The sequence below is a fragment of the Paraflavitalea speifideaquila genome, assembly GCF_032395985.1.
In the GTDB taxonomy this organism is placed as follows: domain Bacteria; phylum Bacteroidota; class Bacteroidia; order Chitinophagales; family Chitinophagaceae; genus Paraflavitalea; species Paraflavitalea speifideaquila.
On sequence record NZ_CP135920.1, the window covers coordinates 7574104 to 7591086 of the forward strand.

Annotated in this window: 17 protein-coding genes and 3 pseudogenes; all 20 read right to left on the reverse strand. The window is 45.6% G+C overall.

The genetic code is table 11. The features are described 5' to 3' along the window. Positions 1-10: 10 nt before the first annotated feature. The gene (locus RS881_RS51860; RefSeq protein ID WP_315817991.1) at positions 11-1480 is read right to left on the reverse strand and encodes a complex I subunit 4 family protein; all 1470 of its coding nucleotides are present in this window, start codon (positions 1478-1480) and stop codon (positions 11-13) included. 112 nt (positions 1481-1592) lie between these two features. Continuing rightward, a pseudogene (gene nuoL / locus RS881_RS62460) lies at positions 1593-3511 on the reverse strand (NADH-quinone oxidoreductase subunit L). An 83-nt stretch (positions 3512-3594) separates the two neighbouring features. Next, positions 3595-3923 (reverse strand): annotated as a pseudogene (gene nuoK / locus RS881_RS51875) (NADH-quinone oxidoreductase subunit NuoK). 109 nt (positions 3924-4032) lie between these two features. Then, the gene (locus tag RS881_RS51880; RefSeq protein WP_315817994.1) at positions 4033-4551 is read right to left on the reverse strand and encodes an NADH-quinone oxidoreductase subunit J family protein; all 519 of its coding nucleotides are present in this window, start codon (positions 4549-4551) and stop codon (positions 4033-4035) included. Next, positions 4548-5126: an NADH-quinone oxidoreductase subunit NuoI gene (nuoI, locus tag RS881_RS51885; RefSeq protein ID WP_315817995.1), complete on the reverse strand. Its 579-nt coding sequence runs from the start codon at positions 5124-5126 to the stop codon at positions 4548-4550. The genes RS881_RS51880 and nuoI overlap by 4 nt, the downstream gene beginning before the upstream one ends. Before the next feature lie 52 nt (positions 5127-5178). Further along, positions 5179-6173: pseudogene (gene nuoH, locus RS881_RS51890) on the reverse strand (NADH-quinone oxidoreductase subunit NuoH). Between the two features lie 166 nt (positions 6174-6339). Continuing rightward, on the reverse strand, positions 6340-7104 hold the full coding sequence (locus RS881_RS51900) for a hypothetical protein (RefSeq protein WP_350340350.1): 765 nt from the start codon (positions 7102-7104) through the stop codon (positions 6340-6342). After that, positions 7032-7421, reverse strand: coding sequence for a 2Fe-2S iron-sulfur cluster-binding protein (locus tag RS881_RS51905; RefSeq protein ID WP_315817999.1), 390 nt, complete (start codon positions 7419-7421; stop codon positions 7032-7034). Before RS881_RS51905 ends, RS881_RS51900 begins: the two co-directional genes overlap by 73 nt. A gap of 43 nt (positions 7422-7464) precedes the next feature. Further along, positions 7465-8820 (reverse strand): NADH-quinone oxidoreductase subunit NuoF, encoded by a 1356-nt coding sequence (nuoF, locus tag RS881_RS51910; RefSeq protein WP_315818000.1) that lies wholly within the window; start codon positions 8818-8820, stop codon positions 7465-7467. A gap of 126 nt (positions 8821-8946) precedes the next feature. Next, positions 8947-9414, reverse strand: coding sequence for a copper resistance protein NlpE (locus RS881_RS51915; RefSeq protein ID WP_315818001.1), 468 nt, complete (start codon positions 9412-9414; stop codon positions 8947-8949). A 26-nt stretch (positions 9415-9440) separates the two neighbouring features. Continuing rightward, entirely contained in the window at positions 9441-9938 is a 498-nt protein-coding gene (locus tag RS881_RS51920) for an NADH-quinone oxidoreductase subunit NuoE family protein (RefSeq protein WP_315818002.1), read from the reverse strand. Positions 9939-10072: 134 nt separating this feature from the next. Then, on the reverse strand, positions 10073-11308 hold the full coding sequence (locus RS881_RS51925; protein WP_315818003.1) for an NADH-quinone oxidoreductase subunit D: 1236 nt from the start codon (positions 11306-11308) through the stop codon (positions 10073-10075). A 127-nt stretch (positions 11309-11435) separates the two neighbouring features. Continuing rightward, positions 11436-11954, reverse strand: a complete 519-nt coding sequence (locus RS881_RS51930; RefSeq protein WP_315818004.1) for an NADH-quinone oxidoreductase subunit C — start codon at positions 11952-11954, stop codon at positions 11436-11438. A gap of 126 nt (positions 11955-12080) precedes the next feature. Further along, the gene (locus tag RS881_RS51935) at positions 12081-12659 is read right to left on the reverse strand and encodes an NADH-quinone oxidoreductase subunit B (RefSeq protein ID WP_315818005.1); all 579 of its coding nucleotides are present in this window, start codon (positions 12657-12659) and stop codon (positions 12081-12083) included. Positions 12660-12802: 143 nt separating this feature from the next. After that, entirely contained in the window at positions 12803-13207 is a 405-nt protein-coding gene (locus RS881_RS51940; RefSeq protein ID WP_315818006.1) for an NADH-quinone oxidoreductase subunit A, read from the reverse strand. 146 nt (positions 13208-13353) lie between these two features. After that, positions 13354-14154 (reverse strand): hypothetical protein, encoded by an 801-nt coding sequence (locus RS881_RS51945; protein ID WP_315818007.1) that lies wholly within the window; start codon positions 14152-14154, stop codon positions 13354-13356. 32 nt (positions 14155-14186) lie between these two features. Next, the gene (locus RS881_RS51950) at positions 14187-14768 is read right to left on the reverse strand and encodes a tetratricopeptide repeat protein (protein ID WP_315818008.1); all 582 of its coding nucleotides are present in this window, start codon (positions 14766-14768) and stop codon (positions 14187-14189) included. 332 nt (positions 14769-15100) lie between these two features. Beyond that, the gene (locus RS881_RS51955; protein ID WP_315818009.1) at positions 15101-16036 is read right to left on the reverse strand and encodes a PstS family phosphate ABC transporter substrate-binding protein; all 936 of its coding nucleotides are present in this window, start codon (positions 16034-16036) and stop codon (positions 15101-15103) included. Positions 16037-16212: 176 nt separating this feature from the next. After that, entirely contained in the window at positions 16213-16464 is a 252-nt protein-coding gene (locus RS881_RS51960) for a hypothetical protein (RefSeq protein ID WP_315818010.1), read from the reverse strand. A 116-nt stretch (positions 16465-16580) separates the two neighbouring features. Beyond that, the gene (locus RS881_RS51965; RefSeq protein ID WP_315818011.1) at positions 16581-16910 is read right to left on the reverse strand and encodes an energy transducer TonB; all 330 of its coding nucleotides are present in this window, start codon (positions 16908-16910) and stop codon (positions 16581-16583) included. Positions 16911-16983 lie beyond the last annotated feature (73 nt).

A 16983-nucleotide genomic window follows, 5' to 3' on the forward strand; every position in this document is an offset into this window, starting at 1 on the left:
ATGCTTTCGCTTATGATGGATGTTTAATGATCATTCTTGATAAGATCGTATCTACAGTACCCTGTGTAAGTTCCAGGAATGGCCGGGGGTATACTCCGATCACCAAAATGAAGATGACCAGTACACCCAATACCAACCTTTCATTGAACTTAATATCCCGCATGGTGCCGGTAAGGGTATTGGTACTACCAAAAAACACCCGTTGTATCATATTCAAGGTATACACTGCCGACAGGATGATGGTTACACCACCTGCAGCCGCAAATGCCCAACCCATTTTGGATACGGTAGAGTTAAATACGCCGTTGAACAGTAGGAACTCACCAATAAAGGCATTGGTCAGGGGCAGCGCCACGTTGGCCAAGGCTACTACAACCAACATGATGGCCAGTCCCGGCGCTTTTTGTGCCAGCCCTCCCAATTCAGAGATCTTGCGGGTATGCATTTGACGTTCTATCAACTCCACCACGATCCACATACCAATAATATTGATACCGTGGTTAAACATTTGTATCATCACACCTTGTAACCCCTGGTTGGAGGTTACAAAAATAGCCATACACATTAACCCCATGTGGGCAATGGAGGAATAAGCGATCAGGCGCTTCAGGTCATCCTGCTGCATCGCGATCAGGGAAGCATAGATCATTCCGATCACACACAGCAGGGCAACAGTATCACCATTGAGCCAGGTGGCCATAGGTAATACAGGCGCCAGCCAGCGCATCACACCAAACAAACCCATTTTCACCATCACACCACTCAAAACCATGGTAACAGCGGTGGGCGATTGTTCGTAAGTATCAGGCTGCCAGGTATGGAAAGGAAATACAGGCATCTTTATAGCAAACGCGATAAAGAAGAGCCAGAATATCCAGCCTTGTTCTTTGGAAGTAAGCGCTGCTTTATAAAATGATTCCAGTGCAAAAGATTGGTCGGGCGTGTGCAGGTAGAGATAAATAATGCCTACCAGCATCAACAGCGAGCCAATGAAAGTATAAATGAAGAATTTGAAGGTAACTGCAATTCGTTTTTCACCACCCCACTGCGAACAAAGGAAGTAAGCAGGGATGAGCGCCAATTCCCAGAAGAAGTAGAACAACAAAGCATCATAAGCCAGGAATACGCCCATTAAACCAGCCTGAGCCAGCAACATAAAGGCATAAAAATTATGGGCATTCTTATAACTCGAATTCCAGGTAGCCACAAAGATCATGGGGAAAGCAACGGCTGTAAGCAGACAAACGATCTGCCCCATACCATCCAGTCCAACTGAAAATTTACTACCCAGCAAGGGTAACCATTCTACTTCGGTATGCAGGTTGGCAGCTTTATTCAAAACCGTCAGTCCAAGCAGGGAAACAGCCAGCGTGATCACCGTAGATAACAAAGCCCAGGTTTTCACCCCTTTCTCCTGTTTAATGAAGAAAGCCGCCAAACCACTCAGCAACGGAATAACGATTAGTAAAACAGGTATCATTTCAGATTTCTAAGTTTCGTATTTCAAGATTTGACAGTTCCGTAAGAAGCTGCCAACAAACAATCAAACTTCAAAGCACATCAACCCAATCCTGGTTGACGATTCTCGCCCACTATTTCTTCACAAAGAACTGTATCACAAAGAAGGCCAGTATGCCCAGTACCATCAACAATACATAGCTGCCTACCTGGCCGCTTTGTAAGAGACGTACCTGGCGGCTGCTGTAACCGATCAACCTGCCAACTCCATTTACCGTCCAATCCAACACATCCTTTTCTATAAAACTGTTCAGGAACCGGCCCAGCCAGTTGAGGGGCTTTACAACGATAGCATTGTACAGCTCATCCACATACCATTTATTGGCCAATACTTTTCCAAAACCGGTAGGCTCTCCCAGTTCGGGGCGTTTGCTGAAACGGGCAATAGCATAGAAGATCAGGATTACTGCAAGGCCAACAGAGCCGGCCATCAGTCCATATTCAGTTGTATGATCCAGGTGATGTGCAGGTGCGTGTTTGGCAGATTCGGCAAAAATAGGATCGAGGAAATGCTCCAGTGCATGGGCATTGGGCATCAATACTTCAGGGATACCAATCCAGCCACCGATCACACTTAGAACGGCCAACACCACCAACGGAATGGTCATGGCAGCCGGACTTTCATGGGGTTGATGTCCATGAAGTTGCTCCCCACCCCGGAACTGGCCCAGGAAGGTGGTAGCGTACAAACGGAACATATAGAAAGCCGTCATACCGGCTGTGATCACCCCAACAATCCAGTATACTTTATTGGCGCCATAAGCGGCGGCCAGTATTTCATCTTTGGAGAAGAACCCTGAGAAAGGAGGTATACCGGCAATGGCGATACATCCCAACAAGAAGGTAAGATGGGTAAGGGGCAAGTACTTTTTAAGGCCACCCATTTTGCGGATATCCTGCTCATGGTGCATGGCATGGATCACCGAACCTGCTCCGAGGAACAACAAGGCTTTGAAAAAAGCGTGCGTCATTACATGGAATACAGCACCGGTATAAGCGCCTACGCCTAAACCGAGGAACATATAACCCAGCTGACTTACCGTTGAATAAGCCAATACTTTTTAATATCATTTTGTTTCAGGGCGATGGTGGCAGCAAATACAGCAGTAGCTAAACCAATGATCGCTACGATATCGCTGGTATAGGGAGCCACCGTATATAAGATATTGCTGCGGGCGATCATGTAAATACCGGCTGTTACCATCGTAGCCGCGTGGATCAGGGCCGATACAGGTGTAGGACCCGCCATGGCATCGGGCAACCAGGTATATAAAGGTATCTGGGCACTTTTACCGGTAGCACCTACAAACAGTAAAAGGGTGATACCTGTTAAATCAGTATTAGAAAGCTTGCTGAAGAGGTCCAGCACGCCTGTATGTTCAGGTGTAGAATAAGTTACGGTACCCAGTTTGCCAACAATCCAGAAGATGGCCAGCAGAAAACCCAGGTCACCAATGCGGTTCATCACAAAGGCTTTCTTGGCGGCATTGGTATACTCTGTATTCTTAAACCAGTAACCGATCAGGAGGTAAGAACAAAGGCCCACACCTTCCCAGCCAATGAACATGATCACATAGTTGGAGCCGAGTACCAGCAACAACATGGAAAATACAAAGAGGTTGAGGTAGGCGAAATAACGGGCAAAGTGTTGTCCTTCTTCTTCATGCATGTAAGATGCGGAATACACATGTATCAGGAAACCTACACCGGTAATGATCAGCAGAAAGATAGATGACAGCTGGTCTACCTGGAAGGAGAAAGGAATAGATAATTTACCTACACTGATAAAATCAAACAGGTCTACTACGTCTGTGTGCCCTTGCCTAACCTGCAGGAAAATAAGCAGGCTCACTACAAATGACCCTAAGATCACGCCACTGCCAATAACGCTGGTGAGCGATTTGGAAAGCTGTTTGCGGAACAGGCCATTGATCAAAAAGCCAATCAATGGAAGCAAAGGAATTAACCACACTAATTGTAAAACATTCTTCATATTGCCTAATTGGTAGTCTGAAGTATGAAGTAAGAAGTCTGAACCTTAAGTATTTTCTGACCTCCAACCTCTGACCTCCGATCTCAGTGTTTCAACCGGTTAAGGAAATTAACGTCTACTGAATGCACATTCCGATACATCATGACTATGATGGCCAGTCCCACACTTACTTCAGCTGCTGCTACCACCATGATAAAAATACAAACAGTTGTCCATCGATCCCGGCATTGGGATTGGCCGCTACCCCTTTCAGGTGGTGCATTTTTGAAAAAGCCACCAATAACAAATTCACGGCATTCAGCATCAGCTCAATGCACATAAAGATGATAATGGCATTGCGGCGTGTAAGTACACCGGCTATACCGATGCAAAACAGCGCAATGGACAAAACGATATAATATTCAATATTCATAATTACAATATGCTAATTAGCTAATTTGAGAATTTGAAAATGCCCAGATCCGGTTTTTGCCTTTACTTAACCCTTTACCACATAAACCCATTTGCACATTATCAAATTTTCAAATTATCACATTATTAATCTCCTTTTTACCGATCACTACGGTACCTACCATGGCACTCAGGAACAAGACACTGCTGATCTCAAAAGGAACTACATATTCTGTAAACAATACAGTTCCCAATTGTTTGATCAGTCCAATTTCGCCATCCTTCAATTGTACCATGGAACTCTTCACTTCAGCATCTTTCAGGGCAGCTACCATTACCAGCAACAGGCAACCACCGGCAACAATACCGGCCATGCGCAGCCACTTGTTCTTTTTGGGCTCGGTTTCGGCATTGAGGTTCATCAACATGATCACGAACAGGAATAATACCATGATGGCGCCTGCATATACAATGAGGTTCACAATACCCAGGAATTGGGCATTCATCATGATATAATGTCCGGAAATAGCGAAGAAGGTAACGATCAGCCACAATACGCTGTGTACAGGGTTACGACTGATGACAACCATTAAGGCACTGCCCAGTGCCAGTACACTTAAAAAGTAGAATAATATTTCTGATATGCTCATTTGCGGTTCGCGTGTGATTTAGTTCTCCTGATGTTGCTTATAAGCCCGGTTGCCCAGTGCTTTTTATATTCTTCCGGGTTCTCCTGCGGATTGGGTATCAGGAGGTCCGGTTTACCATATATCAAACCTTTGCGCTGGTAGTTGGCCGGAGCAAAAGTTTCGCTCAGATAGATCGCATCCTTGGGACAAGCTTCTTCACACAAACCACAGAAAATACAACGCAACATATTGATCTCATACTTCGCCGCATACTTCTCTTCCCGGTACAGATTTTCTTCGCCGGTTTTACGCTCTGCTGCTTCCATGGTAATGGCTTCAGCAGGGCAGGCTACGGCGCACAGGCCACAGGCAGTACAACGTTCACGGCCTTCTTCATCACGATTCAATACATGCAAGCCACGGAATACGGGGCTGAAAGGACGTGTTTGTTCGGGGTAATTGATGGTAGCTTTCTTTTTAAAGATATGCCGGAAAGTGATCAACATACCCTTGAAAATATTCCACAGGTATAACCGCTCCACAAAGGTCATGGGCTTACGCGCCACCGGTTTCGCTCTGCTCGTTAATGCTTGCATACAATTTAATTACGTGTTCGACCAGCTGCAAAGAAATCAAATTATTACCTAATTACAGCATGGTCCTTAAATGCACTACTTTATTTTTAAGCCACAATACTACTGCGGCCGTAATGATCATATTGGCCAATGCCAGGGGTACCAGCTTTTTCCAGCCCAGGTTCATCAACTGGTCATAACGGAACCGGGGAATCGTCCAGCGTACCCACATAAACAGGAAGATGAACATACCTACCTTGGCAAAGAGGGTCAATCCCTGCAGGAGGGCCATCCAGTTCAGCCCGATCTTTTCTGTCAAATGCGCATCATTTACAAACGGAATATCATAACCTCCAAAGTAGAGGGTAGCCATTACCGCACTGCTAATGAACATATTGATGTATTCCGCAAACAAATAAAATCCTAGTTTCATGGAGGAGTACTCCTGGTGATAGCCAAAGTTCAACTCATTTTCCGCCTCGGGTAAGTCGAAAGGCGTACGGTTACACTCGGCAAAAGCACAGATCAGGAAGATCAGGAAGCCAAGGGGTTGGTATACCACATTCCAAACACCATCTAATTGTTGACCTACAATGGCGCTCATTTTCAAGGAGCCGGTGAGCATCAATAAAGCAATGAGCGACAATCCCAGTGGCAACTCATAAGAAATGGCCTGAGAGGCGCCGCGCAGGGCGGCCATCAGGGAAAACTTGTTGTTGGAAGCCCAGCCACCGATCATAATACCAAACACACCCATGCTCACTACCGCAAATATGTAGAGGATACCAATATTGATATCTGCAATTTGCAGGCTCACTTCTCTTCCAAAGAAATCGATCTTACCACCCCAGGGTATCACGGCCGAAGTCATCATGGCTGCCAGCATGGCAGGCAGGGGCCCAGGATAAACAACATCCGGTTGGAGGTATTGGGAATGATCTCTTCCTTCATAAACAGTTTCAAACCATCAGCCAGGGGCTGCAGCAATCCCAAAGGACCTGCCCGCATGGGACCCCGACGATCCTGCATCACAGCCGCTACCTTGCGTTCGGCCCAGGTTTCATACATCGCAATAACCAGCGAAATAGAAACAATGCCTATGATCAATACCAGTTTCTCTATCAGAAAAACCAGTCAAATGCTAATAAGGTAACATGCATATTTTAAAGTCAGCTTTATTCATTAATCAACATCCATTTCATGCGGGCTGGTAGAGCCTTCCATTTACCACTCACTATTTCTTAAAATCATCCGAATGCGCAGGCCCGGCGATCTTCGACAGATCAATATCCGGCCTGTTCACTTCACTTACATCATGTATATCCATTAGCAACCTCGGCTTCCGGCCATCCATCACTTCTACTATGGTTTCTTTGGGTTTCTTTAATCCTTCATAGTGACCTTGAGAAATTACCGACTGACGGCTGATCTTGGTAGGGCCTTCAATCACCCAATCGCTCGTTTGCTTTTTCTCAAAACGGCACTCATTACAGATCCAGTCTTCCACTTCACCCCACTGGTCTTTCCGGGCGGTAACGCGGTATACTTCATCGCCCCGGTTCCACAAAGTAACCTTTCCGGAACATTTGGGACAATCGCGGTGCGCATCTACGGGTTTCAGGAACCATACGCGGTTCTTGAAGCGGAAGGTTTTATCGGTCAGGGCGCCTACAGGGCATACGTCAATAACATTACCTATAAAATCATTGTCCAGCGATTTCTCTATATAGGTTGCGATCTCCGCATGATCGCCTCTGTCCAGTATACCATGTACGCGTTTGTTGGTCAGCTGGTCGGCGGTAAATACACAACGGTAACACAGGATACAACGTGTCATGTGCAGCTGGATATAAGGACCCAGATCGTGTTTCTGGAAAGTACGCCTGCCAAATTCATAGCGGGTATCTTCCTTACCGTGGTCATAGCTTAGGTCTTGCAGATGACATTCGCCGGCCTGGTCGCAAATGGGGCAATCCAGGGGTGATTGAGGAGCAGGAATTCCACTACACCATTGCGGGCATCAATTACCCGCTCACTGGTAATATTCTTCACCACCATGCCATCCATTACATTGGTACGGCAGCTGGCTACCAGTTTGGGCATGGGGCGGGGATCGGCTGTAGAACCGGCGGCTACTTCCACCAGGCAGGTACGGCATTTACCACCGCTGCCTTTCAGTTTGGAATAATAGCACATTGCCGGTGGGGCAACATCACCGCCAATCATACGCGCTGCATTCAGGATGGATGTTCCTGGCTCTACCTCAATGGTGATGTTATCAATGGTAACCTTAAATAACTTCTTTTCTTCGGCCATAATATTATTTCTTAACCGCTAAAAATGTACAGTTCATTAAACCTTACGCTACAGGCACGGGTCTTGGATGGGCATAATGGGCCAATCCAAAATTCCTTGATTGACTTTCTACAGGATTCAGCACATGCCATTCAAATTCATCCCGGAAATGGCGGATGGCTGCAGCTACCGGCCATGCGGCGGCATCACCCAGCGGGCAAATGGTATTGCCTTCAATCTTGCGCTGGATATCCCACAACAGGTCAATATCACTCATCTTACCTTTTCCGTATTCAATATTCTTTAAGATCTTTTCCATCCAGCCAGTTCCTTCACGGCAGGGGGAGCATTGCCCGCAGCTTTCGTGACGATAAAAACGGGCCAGGGTTAATGTATGGCGCACCACACACTGGTCTTCATCAAATACAATAAAACCACCACTACCCATCATGGTACCGGTAGCAAAACCACCATCCGACAGGCTTTCATAGTTCATGATCCGCGTATCGCCCTTGGCTGTCTTAAACAAAAGGTTGGTAGGCAGAATGGGAACGGAAGAACCGCCGGGTATACAGGCTTTCAGCCTTTTACCATTGGGAATACCACCGCAATATTCATCACTGTAAATGAACTCTTCTACAGAGATGGTCATATCAATTTCGTATACACCAGGTTTCTTGATATTACCGCAAGCCGAGATAAGCTTGGTGCCCGTAGATTTACCTACCCCGATCTTCGCATATTCTTCACCACCCAGGTTGATGATGGGCACTACCGCCGCAAGTGTCTCTACATTGTTCACCACCGTAGGGCAATCCCATACGCCTTTTACAGCAGGGAAGGGAGGCTTAATACGTGGATTACCGCGCTTGCCTTCCAATGATTCAATGAGTGCTGTTTCCTCACCGCAGATATAGGCGCCGGCACCGCGCTGCACATATATCTGGCAGTCGAAGCCTGTACCCAAAATGTTTTTACCCAGCCAGCCGTTGGCATTGGCTTCGGCAATGGCTTGTTCCAATATGTCAACGATCCAGGCATATTCACCTCGGATATAGATATAGGTTCTGTTTGATCCCAGGGCATAAGAAGCTACGATAAGCCCCTCAATGAGCAGGTGGGGAATGAACTCCATCAGGTACCGGTCTTTGAAAGTACCAGGCTCTGATTCATCGGCATTGCATACCAGGTAGCGCGGCACGCCTTCGGGCTTGGCCAGGAAGCTCCATTTCATACCGGTGGGGAAACCAGCACCACCACGACCCCTCAAACCACTTTTCTTCACTTCTTCCGTTACCTGGTCGGGGCTCATGGTTTTGAATGCCTTTTCAACACTGGCATATCCACCCTCCCGACGGTACACATCGTAAGTGCGGATACCCTGCACATGCGCCTTTTCTAATAATAATTTTCTGCCCATGATATAATTTGATAATTAGGCAATTTGAAAATTTGAAAATGGTTTCTGCTCAATCGCTTCCATTTAATCAGTCACTTACCCTAAAGCATTACCACATTATCAAATTTTCAAATTACCTCATTGGTATTATTGCGTTTTCTTCAACACATACTTATCTGCCAGGGTGCCGGTAATTTCTTTGCCTTCCTGATCCAGCAGCCACAATATGTTTTCGCCTGCTTTGTACTGTACCCTGCGGTCCTGTAATTCTTTATCAAACTGCAACGTGATGGTATTTTCATGTACCACCCATTTGCCCTTGGCATTGGCTACCAATGGATCTTTTTTACCCAAGTATTCTTCTTTCAGGGTAAAAGATTGATCGGCATTCAATGCCAGTTTGGTCTTTATCCCTTCACAAGAAGCACAGGGCAAGGTTCCTTCATAATTACCCGCCAGGTCGAGCGAATTAGCCGCATGGTGAGCGGTATCAGCATTCGTTGACGTAGCAGTAGTGTCGGGACTTACCGTGGTATTGCCACCTTTTTCATTTGCATTGTCATTACAGGCTATAGCCAATAATAAAGCGATACACAAAGAACTGATTATTTTCATAACGTGAAATTTTAAGCAGGCTTGTATCAGTTCAATGAAGTAGCCTTGTGGCGGCATTCTTCTATGATCTGATCTACTTTTTCCCTGGTGAGGTGCTCACGAAAATGTTTGCCCAATTGCATCATCGGCGCGTAGCCACAGGCACCAAGGCATTCCACGGTTTTAAGGGTAAACAGGCCATCGGTAGTAGTTTCACCTACGCCAATGCCCAGTTTTTCTTTTATATAATCAATGATCTGGTCACTGCCATTTAACATACAGGGGCCCGTTTGACACACTTCAAATAAGTAGCGGCCAACCGGTTTTAAATTGTACATACTATAGAAAGTAGCCACCTCATACACTTCAATGGGTTCAATGCTTAGCAGGGAAGCCACATAATCCATGGATTCTGCACTCAGCCAACCACCAAATTCCTCCTGCGCCAGGTGTAATACAGGAATCAACGCACTCTTCTGCTTGCCGTCGGGATAACGGGCAATGATCTCCTGTACTTTCTTCAGTTTGTCCTCTGTAAAAACCATAATATAATTTGATAATTGGTCAATTTGAAAATTTGAAAATGCTTTTGCATCGCTGTTCCTTATAATTTGGCCGGTTACATGTAAGGCCATTAGCACATGATCAAATTTTCAAATTATCACATTAACACATTAGTTTAAGCGTCCAGTTCTCCGGCAATCAGGTTCAGGCTACTCATTACAATGATGGCATCACTCAGCATGGCACCCCTGGTCAGCTCCTCATAAGCCTGATAATAAATAAAGCAGGGGCGACGGAAATGCAGGCGATAAGGTGTACGGCCGCCATCACTGATCAGGTAAAAGCCCAACTCACCATTCGCTCCTTCTACCGGGAAATACACTTCACCTTTCGGTATATCAATTTCACCCATGATGATCTTGAAATGCCATATCAGCGCTTCCATCTTGGTGTATACATCCTTCTTTTCCGGTAAATAATATTCCGGCACGTCTGCATGGAATATCTCGGCTTCAGCTCCTTTGAAAGCCTGCACTTTCTGGTAAGCCTGTTCTATAATACGCAGTGATTGCCACATTTCCTGGTTACGCACCAGGTAACGGTCATAACAATCACCTGTAGAGCCTACCGGCACTTCAAAATCAAATTCTTCGTAGCTACTATAAGGAGTATGTACACGTACATCATAATCAACACCTGCTGCGCGCAGGTTGGGACCGGTAAAGCCATAGTTCAACGCTCTTTCAGCGCTGATAGGCCCGGCACCGATCGTACGTTCCATGAAGATGCGATTGCGGGTAAAGAGGTTTTCAAACTCCTTCAATACCGCGGGATATTCGCGGAGGAATTTCTCCAGCTTTTCAAAAGCCAGTGGTGTAAAGTTTCTTTCAAAACCACCAATGCGGCCCATATTGGTAGTGAGGCGTGATCCGCAGATCTCTTCATAGATCTCATAGATCAGCTCACGGTATTGCATCACATACAGGAAGCCGGTATAGGCACCACTATCCACCCCTACAATAGAGTTACAGATCAGGTGATCCGATATACGCGCCAGCTCCATGATGATCACCCGCAGGTAATCTACGCGTTTGGGTGTTTTAACGCCCAGCAGCTTTTCACAGGTGAGGTGCCAACCCATATTGTTGATGGGAGAAGAACAATAGTTCAACCGGTCGGTTAGCGTAGTGATCTGATACAGAGGGCGGCGTTCGGCCAGCTTTTCAAAAGCGCGGTGGATATAACCTACCGTTTGTTCGGCCGAAATAATGCGTTCACCATCCAGTTCAAGGATATTCTGAAATACACCATGCGTAGCCGGGTGCGTTGGCCCCAGGTTAAGCGTGGTGGTTTGCTTTTCAATAGAACCTTCCGGTAGCCTGATATTTGAATGTTGTATTACGTCAGACATTACTGTCTTGTTAGTTTATTCGTGAATCGTGAATCGTCAATCATCAATGAGTGGCTGAACCTTTTAATTCATAACCATTACCGGCCGCCCCATTTTCAAATTTCCAAATCACTAAATTTTCAAATGCTTATATAATCGATCCTCCTCGGCCAAACATCTCATCGTCTTTATCGATGCGGGTCTGGTCTTCTAACGGAAACTCTTTCCGCATAGGGAAGTAGTCCATCTCATCCACATTCAGTACGCGCTTCAGGTTGGGATGGCCTATAAAGTTCACCCCAAAAAAGTCATACGTTTCTCTTTCCATCCAGTTGGCAGCTGCAAACAAAGCAGTAGCGCTGAATACATCTGGCCGGGAGATTTCGGTAAATACTTTAAAGCGCACGCGCACATTATCGGTCAGGTTGTGCAGGTGATAAACAACGGCTAGTTCGCGGCCGGTATTATCCGGATAATGTACTGCCTGCAGATCGGTCAGAAAACGAAATTGCAATTCCGCATCATCATACAGGAATTGCATCACTTTTAAGTTCAGCTCCTTGGGCGCTTCAAAGGTCAGCATCCCATAGGGCTCTTCAAAGCCCGTTACCTGCTCACCAAATTTCTCTACCAGTCTTTGTTTAATATATTCGTAGGTCAGTGCCATGGGTAATTTGAGAATTTGAAAATTTGGTAATTTGAAAATGCCTTTCTTTTCAGTCCCTGCTATTACTTAACCTCTTGCGTACAAAGCATTAGCACATTATCAAATCAGCACATTAGCATATTTGTCTTACTGTATTCCGTAGCTCTCCATCAGGAGTTTGTATTTATCACTATTTCTGCGGCGCAGGCTTTCTTTACCTACCAGGTCCTGTACACGCATGAAACCATCCAATACCGCTTCGGGTCTGGGAGGGCATCCTGGGATGTATACATCCACCGGAATGATCTGGTCAATACCCTGCAACACACTATAAGTGTCAAAAATACCGCCACTGGAAGCGCAGGCGCCCATGGCCAGTACCCAACGGGGCTCCGCCATTTGCAGGTATACCTGTTTTACTACAGGGGCCATTTTTTTGGCAATAGTGCCCATCACCATCAACAGGTCGCACTGGCGGGGTGAAAAACCTACGCGCTCGGCGCCAAACCTGGCCAGGTCATAATGGGCTCCCATAGTAGCCATGAACTCAATACCACAACAAGAAGTAGCAAATGGCAATGGCCAGATGGAATTTTTACGCGCCAGGCCCACCACCTGTTCAAGGGTAGTAGCCATAAACGCCTCTCCCATATAGCCTTCGGGGCCTTCTTTCACCAACTTTATATCGGTTTGGCCATAAATATTATATTGAACTGGACGTGCCATATAATTAGTTAATTTGAGAATTAGTTAATTTGAAAATGCTTTATATACAACAACTGGCCGAACCTTAAGTTGCCGATTTGCACATTAATACATTTGCAAATTGCTACATTACCACATTTTCAAATTAGCACATTAATGCTATTTTAATCTTCCCAGGTTAACGCTCCTTTCTTAATGATATATATAAACCCACATAGGAAAAATCCAACAAACATCATAACGGCCAAAAATCCATCCCAGCCAAGTGCTCTGAAATTGACAGCATAAGGGTAGAAGAATATCACCTCCACATCAAACAATACGAAAAGAATAGCAACGAGGAAGTACTTAATGGCCATTGGTTGGCGCGCGTCGCCATGGCTTTTGATACCGCTGGCAAAGTTCTCCAGCTTATCAGCCGTTTTACGTTTGGGGCCAAGCCAGTGGGTTACACCCATCATAACCCCCACAAACACGATCGCGAATAAGAGTTGTAGACCGATAGGGAAATACCAGAAGGAGTTGTCCGGATTCTGGGCAACAGCAGAAACTTGCAACAGGTACATCATCAAAAACCCGTTTTTGTTTAGGGGCAAAAGTAATACAGCCTCCGCAATTTCCAATTTTGAAACTTCAAAATCAATAAAATAAAAAATCCCTGTTATTGCAATAACAGGGATTCTATAGGTAAGATACTATTTATGTTATCAGTTCGTTACTTGCCGCCCGACGACTTGGCAGCTCCGCTGCCGGCAGCATTACCACCCGCTTTGGGCTTGGTAGCTGGCGAAGCAGGCCGGCCAGCAGGCTTTTTCAGGGCCTCCAAAAACTGGGGCGCTGATTTATTAGCCGGATCAATTTCCAGGATCTTTTCCAGGAAGTAGATGGCCGAATCTTTATTCTTCTTCACGTTATTTTCATAACCAGCCAGTATACCATAAGATTCTACTAGTTGGGGCTTAAACTTCACAGAATCCAAACGTTTGGCCTGTTCTGCCAGTTGAGTATATTCTGTAGCGGCTTGCCCTCCTTCCAGGGTCGAATCTTTAATACGCATTACTTTGGCAGTCCACAAATACCCATATATTTCATCGGGGTATTTCTCCTCATACAATTTAAACAGGTTATAGGCCGAATCGAGGTTCTGCGCCTGATAATGTGCAAAGCCATAATTGTATAGATCACGGTTAGAAGGATTGGGGTCCAGGCGGTAAGCCTCACCCAGCAAAATAGCTTCCTGGTTACGGTCGCCTTTGGCTTTGGCCAGGGCAGCTGCTTTACTAATGTATTTCAGCTTATTTTCCATTAACGTATCAAGGGCAGCTGCCTTCCTCAGGTTGGCAAATACTTCCGCTTCCTGACCGGGTATCTTACTGTTGATTTTTGCCAACTCTTCATAGTCAGTTCCTTTAACAGGCCAATCCTCATTCGCCTTGGTAAAGAAGGTTTCCATTGACTTTTTGGCGGCATTGGCATCACCCAGTGTATCGGCAGCAAAAGCTATGAGGCGGTACATACGGGGAGATACTTTATCACCATATTGGGAAATCAGGCTTTCGGCCTTGGTTTTGCTTCAGCATATTTGTAGGAAGAAAACAGGAAGTCCGTTTTCAGGTATTCCATTTCTGGTCCCTGGTCGGCATTCGCCAGGTATTTATCCAAATAAGGCCCCGCCTTTCCTACATCCCTGGAATAATAGTAATAGAACAGTTCATAATAAGCGGGCGTATAGGCTGGATCAAGGGTAATCGCATCTTCAAAAGCCGGCAGGAAATAATCCTTATTCCCTTGGGTGAGGTATACCTTACCTGTTTTGAATTTGGCAGCTGCCAGTTTGGGATCGAGGGTCAATGCTTTGTTGTAGGATTGAACAGCATTACCACCATCGATCAGCCTCCGGTACGCATCACCCATGAGCAGGTAAGTTTCAGGATCTTTGAATCCTTTTACATTCACTGCCTGGTTGAGCTTTTCAATGGCATAGTTGGCATCACCGTTCCTGGCTTCTACATTGGCCCGGCCTACTGCATTGAGGGCATCTACATCTTTCCCTTTAGTAAGGGTGATGGCCATTTCAAAGCGTTGGCGGGCATCATTGGCCTTGCCTTCCATTAACTCTATTTGACCCATACCTGCCAGTAACAGGGGGCATTGCCATTTTGGGTAAGTGATTTCTGGTACAGGTTTTTGTCCCTACAGAATCTTTCAATTTCAGCAAGGTTTGCCCTAACCAGTATACACCATCTATATTATTGGGGTTGGCGGCGAGTACTTTTTCAAATGTTTCCTGCGCACTTTTCCAACGCTCATAATAGAAAAACTTTTGCCCTGTTCCACACTCTGGGCAAAAAGAACGTTACCTCCCGTGACAACCGTTGCTACTAATAGAATGAATGATCTTTTCATCTTCTCGATTGCTGATTTTAGAGTTGTTAAATGTACGGAAATCCCTTTTTGGTTGTTTACTGTGTTATTTTCATATCCCTAACCTCAAATTGCATCCTGGCTGGTAATAAATAAGCCCGGTAAAAGATCTTCTGTCCTTTCTCATAGATGAGAAAATTCGTAAAACCGCTGCCAAGGCCCTGGTAATTTTCTTTTAAAATATAATACAGCGGACGCACCATCGGATAACGGTGTGCGGCAATATTATACTGCACCGGATCAACATATACGCCATCACATCCTTTACATTCCACCTTGGCAATCTTCACTTTCTGTAAAAAACTCAATTGAGTGGAATCGTCCTGGTTACCGATCCAGCTTACACCTATCAGGCCTATTGCATCCGTATTCTTTGATACATAGTCAATAACGCCTTCACTACTGGCAGCCGCCACCACATTTTTACTCATGGGCTGGCCTTTCAGCAGAGAATCGGTTACAAAACGAACGGTACTGGTGGCAGTCGTTCCATCCAATAACACTTTGTATTTGAAGCCGCTGGTACCTTTTACCATTCCACGTATGTCCTGCATGGTAAAGAGCGTATCCCGTACCTGGTTATTGACAATCACCGCAATAGCATCATAAGCAATAACCCCATAGCCGGGTGTAAAGGACAATTTTGCTGCCAGGGTCTTCCCTTCTGCATCTTCCAGGCCACGGGTCACAATCACCACCCTCGTACTATCATCATTCAGATCTCGCAAACACTCTGCTTCTGGCTTGTAATGCACAATGATCTTAGCATTAGCGTTTTGTGACTCAAATACCTTTATTTGTGAATCGATCACTGGTTTAAACGACTCATCGGCACTAATGTGAATAGTACCACTTGTCAGTGTATCCGTTTTAGCTGGCCCACTACTCTGGCAGCCTGCCATCCAAAACATACCCAGCCCCAAAATCGCTATGCCTGTTTTATAAAACCGATTGATTATCCTGTTGCGTTTCATCCCTAAAATGATTTTCTTTTCCCCGGGTATTCAAAAGACTTTTTCAGCCAGCCTGATAACCGCTGCAATGATTTCTTTGAACAATTGGATAATGGCCGGATAAATTGATCTTTCAAATACCTTACCGGAAATGGTATTTGCAATACCAGGTGATTGGATTTAATAAATGGATTCCCTTACCGGAAATAGTTTTTCTTATAGCCCCTGTATATCCGAAACCCTCCATATACCAAACACAATCCTGCAAAGATGTAAGAAAATGGTTTGGTGGGGAATTCCAGTTCAACGCCTAAGCGATCGGAGAACAGGAAAAAAAGTCCCATTACAGTATAGATCAATCCCATACCATAGTCCATCACTGCCCGCCTATTTGAATAGGCCCTTTGCCGTTTGTCTTCTAACCTTTTATCTTCTGAATCTGCTGCCATCCGATTTGTTAATGGGTTCGGGCAAGATAAGAAATAACCTTCAATTGATCATCGCGGGTATTATTTTGCCCAAAAATTAATATCTTCTGCCGCAATGCATCATATCGAAAAATCCATTATTCCGATACTTCAAAAATGATCGGTATCATGTAGTAAACAGCTACTGTTTTTCCACCTTGTGAGCCTGGCACCCAGCGGGGCATTTTGGCCACTACGCGCATAATCTCTTTTTTAAATGCCTCATCGGCATTGGCCATAAATTCCACGCCCGATAACTGACCATCTTTGTTTACCACAAATCGTACCGGCACTTTTAATTTTTGGCCGGGTTCCAGCACTTCTTCCGGAACCCGCAGGTGCCTTCCCAAAAAACGGCGCAAGGCATCCATGCCACCAGGAAATTCCGGCATTTTCTCTGCTACGGGTAGTACCCGCTCCTCCTCCACCGGTGCTGGCGCTGCAGGGGTAGCTCCTGTACCACCGGCCCCAGTGGCCGCTGGCGGCGAAACAGGGCCTGTA

What these genes read in the sequence shown, in the direction of transcription:
- RS881_RS51905 (WP_315817999.1), bottom strand. Translation starts at nt 7,421, where the DNA reads ATGGCCGAAGAAAAGAAGTTATTTAAGGTTACCATTGATAACATCACC.
- nuoI (WP_315817995.1), bottom strand. Translation starts at nt 5,126, where the DNA reads ATGCAAGCATTAACGAGCAGAGCGAAACCGGTGGCGCGTAAGCCCATG.
- RS881_RS51950 (WP_315818008.1), bottom strand. Translation starts at nt 14,768, where the DNA reads ATGGGTCAAATAGAGTTAATGGAAGGCAAGGCCAATGATGCCCGCCAA.
- RS881_RS51945 (WP_315818007.1), bottom strand. Translation starts at nt 14,154, where the DNA reads ATGTACCGCCTCATAGCTTTTGCTGCCGATACACTGGGTGATGCCAAT.
- nuoF (WP_315818000.1), bottom strand. Translation starts at nt 8,820, where the DNA reads ATGGGCAGAAAATTATTATTAGAAAAGGCGCATGTGCAGGGTATCCGC.
- RS881_RS51920 (WP_315818002.1), bottom strand. Translation starts at nt 9,938, where the DNA reads ATGGTTTTTACAGAGGACAAACTGAAGAAAGTACAGGAGATCATTGCC.
- RS881_RS51880 (WP_315817994.1), bottom strand. Translation starts at nt 4,551, where the DNA reads ATGAGCATATCAGAAATATTATTCTACTTTTTAAGTGTACTGGCACTG.
- RS881_RS51935 (WP_315818005.1), bottom strand. Translation starts at nt 12,659, where the DNA reads ATGGCACGTCCAGTTCAATATAATATTTATGGCCAAACCGATATAAAG.
- RS881_RS51925 (WP_315818003.1), bottom strand. Translation starts at nt 11,308, where the DNA reads ATGTCTGACGTAATACAACATTCAAATATCAGGCTACCGGAAGGTTCT.
- RS881_RS51940 (WP_315818006.1), bottom strand. Translation starts at nt 13,207, where the DNA reads ATGATGTACCTGTTGCAAGTTTCTGCTGTTGCCCAGAATCCGGACAAC.
- RS881_RS51930 (WP_315818004.1), bottom strand. Translation starts at nt 11,954, where the DNA reads ATGGCACTGACCTACGAATATATTAAACAAAGACTGGTAGAGAAATTT.
- RS881_RS51860 (WP_315817991.1), bottom strand. Translation starts at nt 1,480, where the DNA reads ATGATACCTGTTTTACTAATCGTTATTCCGTTGCTGAGTGGTTTGGCG.
- RS881_RS51955 (WP_315818009.1), bottom strand. Translation starts at nt 16,036, where the DNA reads ATGAAACGCAACAGGATAATCAATCGGTTTTATAAAACAGGCATAGCG.
- RS881_RS51915 (WP_315818001.1), bottom strand. Translation starts at nt 9,414, where the DNA reads ATGAAAATAATCAGTTCTTTGTGTATCGCTTTATTATTGGCTATAGCC.
- RS881_RS51960 (WP_315818010.1), bottom strand. Translation starts at nt 16,464, where the DNA reads ATGGCAGCAGATTCAGAAGATAAAAGGTTAGAAGACAAACGGCAAAGG.